Annotated in this window: 3 protein-coding genes; all 3 read left to right on the top strand. The window is 71.2% G+C overall.

Annotated features, from left to right (window positions below; translation table 11 throughout):
* Positions 1–367 precede the first annotated feature (367 nt).
* Positions 368–1,696: an MFS transporter gene (locus tag GT042_RS31560; protein WP_161312113.1), complete on the top strand. Its 1,329-nt coding sequence runs from the start codon at positions 368–370 to the stop codon at positions 1,694–1,696.
* A 66-nt stretch (positions 1,697–1,762) separates the two neighbouring features.
* Positions 1,763–2,152, top strand: a complete 390-nt coding sequence (locus GT042_RS31565) for an FmdB family zinc ribbon protein (protein ID WP_161312114.1) — start codon at positions 1,763–1,765, stop codon at positions 2,150–2,152.
* Between the two features lie 76 nt (positions 2,153–2,228).
* A complete protein-coding gene (locus tag GT042_RS31570) occupies positions 2,229–3,062 on the top strand; it encodes an S-methyl-5'-thioadenosine phosphorylase (RefSeq protein WP_161312115.1) in 834 nt (277 codons plus the stop codon).
* Positions 3,063–3,366: the final 304 nt, after the last annotated feature.

The following is a 3,366-nucleotide window of genomic DNA, read 5'->3' on the forward strand; positions in this document are numbered from 1 at the left end:
GGTCCGACAACGCCGCGAGCGCGCGTGCCAGGCGCCGCGAGCCAGACACCACTTCGCGGACACGCCCTGGGGCGCGTCCGCACAGGGGTGTCCCGCTCGCCGGGGATTGCGGGACCGCCCCTGGTAATCCCCGGCACGCCCCAGGGCCACCGAAGGTTTCCCAGCCACCACAAAGCTCCTACCTGTACGATGAAGGCGTACTTGATCGACCACCTCTGCCTGACGCAGAGCTGGCGCGACCGTATGGCGGCCGTGGAGTCCCCCACCGTGGGCCCCGGTATCTACCGCAGATCCGCGCAAGAGGACAGCTCTCGGCCGCCCCCGCACGCGCGGGGGCCCGCTACCAGGCGGCAGAAAGGCACGGACCGTGTCCCACACGGTCGACACCGCCGGGCGGACCTCGGACACCGACACCGCCGCGGCACCCCGCCCCGGATACGGGCGGCTGCTGCGTACCCCCGGCGCCTGGACCTTCCTGCTGCCCGGCTTCGCCGCCCGGCAGCCGTTCGCGATGCTGACGATCGGCATCGTCCTGCTCGTCGAGCACACCTCCGGTTCGTACGGGACGGCGGGCGCCGTCGCCGCCGTCACCGGTGTCTCGATGGCGCTCTTCGCACCCCAAGGGGGCAAGCTCGCCGACCGGTTCGGCCAGCGCGCGGTCCTCGTACCGGGCGGGCTCGTCCACGCCGCGTCCGTCACGGCGCTGATCGCCCTGGCGCTGGCCGGCGCCCCTCTGTGGGCCCTGTTCGCCGCGGCGGTCCCCACCGGGGCCTCCGTCCCGCAGATCGGTCCCATGGTGCGGTCGCGCTGGGCCGCCGTCCTCGGGAAGGGGAACGGGTCTTCGCTGCTGCCGACAGCGGCCGCCTTCGAATCGGTGACGGACGAGTTCACCTTCGTCATCGGTCCGGTGCTCGCGACCGCGCTGGCCACCGGCGTCCACCCGGCGGCCGGGCTGATCGCGGAAGGGGCGCTGACGCTCGTCGGCGGCCTGCTCTTCGCGGCCCAGCGGGGCACCCAGCCCCGGACCGCGGGACAGCGCCACCGGGACGCCGCGGACGCCCCGGCGCGACCGCGCGCCTCGGCGCTCTCCGTACCGGGCATACCGGTCCTCGCAGTGGCCTTCCTCGGCATCGGGTCGGTCTTCGGCGGGATGCAGGTCTCCCTGACCGCGTTCGCCGAGGAGATCGGGAGGCCCGGGAGCAACGGGGTGCTGTACGGCATCTTCGCGGCCGGCAACATGCTGGCCGGGATCGTGTGCGGCGCCGTGGCCTGGAAGGTGGGCCCGCGCCGCAGGCTGCTGGTCGCGTACGCGGCGCTGACGCTCACCGCCTCCGCGCTGTGGACTGTGCATTCGGCTCCTCTTCTCGCCGGACTGGGTCTGCTGGTGGGTCTGTGCATCGCGCCCGCGCTGATCACGGGCTACACGCTGGTCGAGTCGCTGGTGCCCGCGGAGGCGCGCACCGAGGCCTTCACCTGGCTCACCGGAGCCGTGGCGCTCGGCCAGGCCGCGGCCGTCACCGTCGCCGGACAGCTCGCCGACGCGCACGGCGCGAGCGCCGGATTCCTGGTGCCGCTCGGCGGTACGGCCCTGGCTCTGGCGACGCTGGTGGCACTGCGCTCACGCCTCTCGCCGAAGGGTCCCGGACGGGTCGCGGCGCGTGGGATGAGTCACCGCGTGCCGGTGGCAGTGGACTGAACTCTCGGAATACGTCACTATGGAGCGTCGTTAGCACTCATTGAGTGAGAGTGCCAGGAGGAACAAGTGCCGACCTACCAGTACCAGTGCACCCAGTGTGGCGAGGGCCTCGAAGCGGTGCAGAAGTTCACCGATGACGCCCTCACCGTGTGCCCCACCTGCGAGGGACGCCTGAAGAAGGTGTTCTCCGCGGTCGGCATCGTCTTCAAGGGCTCCGGGTTCTACCGGAACGACAGCCGCGGCTCGTCGTCCAGCAGCGCACCGGCGGCGGCGGGCTCGTCCACCTCGGGCTCCGCCGCCACGAAGTCGTCGTCGGACGCCAAGTCCTCGACAGCGGCCTCGTCGTCCTCCGCCTCCGGTTCCTCGTCGGGTTCGTCGGGCTCCAGCAGCTCGTCGAGCGGATCGGGCTCCGGTTCCGGCTCGTCGAGCAGCTCCAGCGGCTCCTCGGCCGCCTGATCCGTCCTCTCCAGGGCCCCGCCGTCACCGATGGCCGGGGTCCTTGGTGTATGCGCCTGCGGCTACTGTGATCGGCATGGCGAACGCAGAGATCGGCGTGATCGGTGGATCGGGTTTCTACTCCTTCCTGGAGGACGTGACCGAGGTCGAGGTGGACACTCCCTACGGAGCGCCCAGCGATTCCCTTTTCCTCGGCGAGATCGGCGGCCGGCGGGTCGCGTTCCTCCCCCGGCACGGACGCACCCACAACCTGGCGCCCCACCGCATCAACTACCGCGCCAATCTCTGGGCGCTGCGATCTGTCGGTGTGAAGCAGGTCCTCGGCCCCTGTGCCGTGGGCGGCCTGGTGCCGGAGTACGGACCGGGCACGCTGCTCGTACCCGATCAGCTGGTGGACCGTACGAAGGCGCGGACGCAGACGTACTACGACGGGGTGCCGCTGCCCGACGGCAGCGCGTCCAAGGTCGTCCACATCTCGCTCGCCGACCCCTACTGCCCGGAGGGCCGTAAGTCCGCGCTGGCGGCGGCGCGCCGGCATGCGTGGGAGCCGGTGGACGGCGGAACGCTGGTGGTCATCGAAGGTCCTCGTTTCTCCACGCGGGCGGAATCCCGGTGGCATGCGGCGATGGGCTGGTCGGTGGTCGGGATGACCGGACACCCCGAGGCGATCCTGGCTCGTGAACTCGGTCTCTGCTACACCTCCATGACGCTCGTGACGGACCTGGACGCGGGAGCCGAGACGGGTGAGGGCGTCTCCCACGAAGAGGTGCTGAGGGTGTTCGCTTCCAACGTGGACCGGCTGCGCACCGTCCTGTTCGACGCAGTGGGCGGACTGCAGGCGAGCGAGACCCGGGACTGTCTGTGTGCGCATGCGCTCGACGGAATCGACACCGGTCTGAAACTGCCCTGAGCAAAACCGCGCCAATCGGCCTGACCGCCGAACCACCCGTGCGAGTGGCCGAGTTGTCCACAATCGGCTGCTCGTCCACAGGCCGCGGCAGGATCGCCGCGGACCCTGGATCGTGAGGAGCGACCGCAAAAACCTCTCACGACCGGCGGTGGTTGCCATGTCCCGTTCGTCCGCGCACGATCACTCTGCTCCTCACTCCTGTTCTCCCCTCTCCCGCCCGCCCTCCACGTCCCGGGTCCCGCTGCCCGCGCCGACCGGCTCGTCGGCGCCGGATCTGCGCGGCGTGCCGGCTTTCGAGCCGCTG

It is taken from the genome of Streptomyces sp. SID3212 (genome assembly GCF_009865405.1).
Classification (GTDB): domain Bacteria; phylum Actinomycetota; class Actinomycetes; order Streptomycetales; family Streptomycetaceae; genus Streptomyces.

Coding starts and splice junctions, on each gene's coding strand:
- GT042_RS31570 (WP_161312115.1), top strand. CDS start 2,229: ATGGCGAACGCAGAGATCGGCGTGATCGGTGGATCGGGTTTCTACTCC.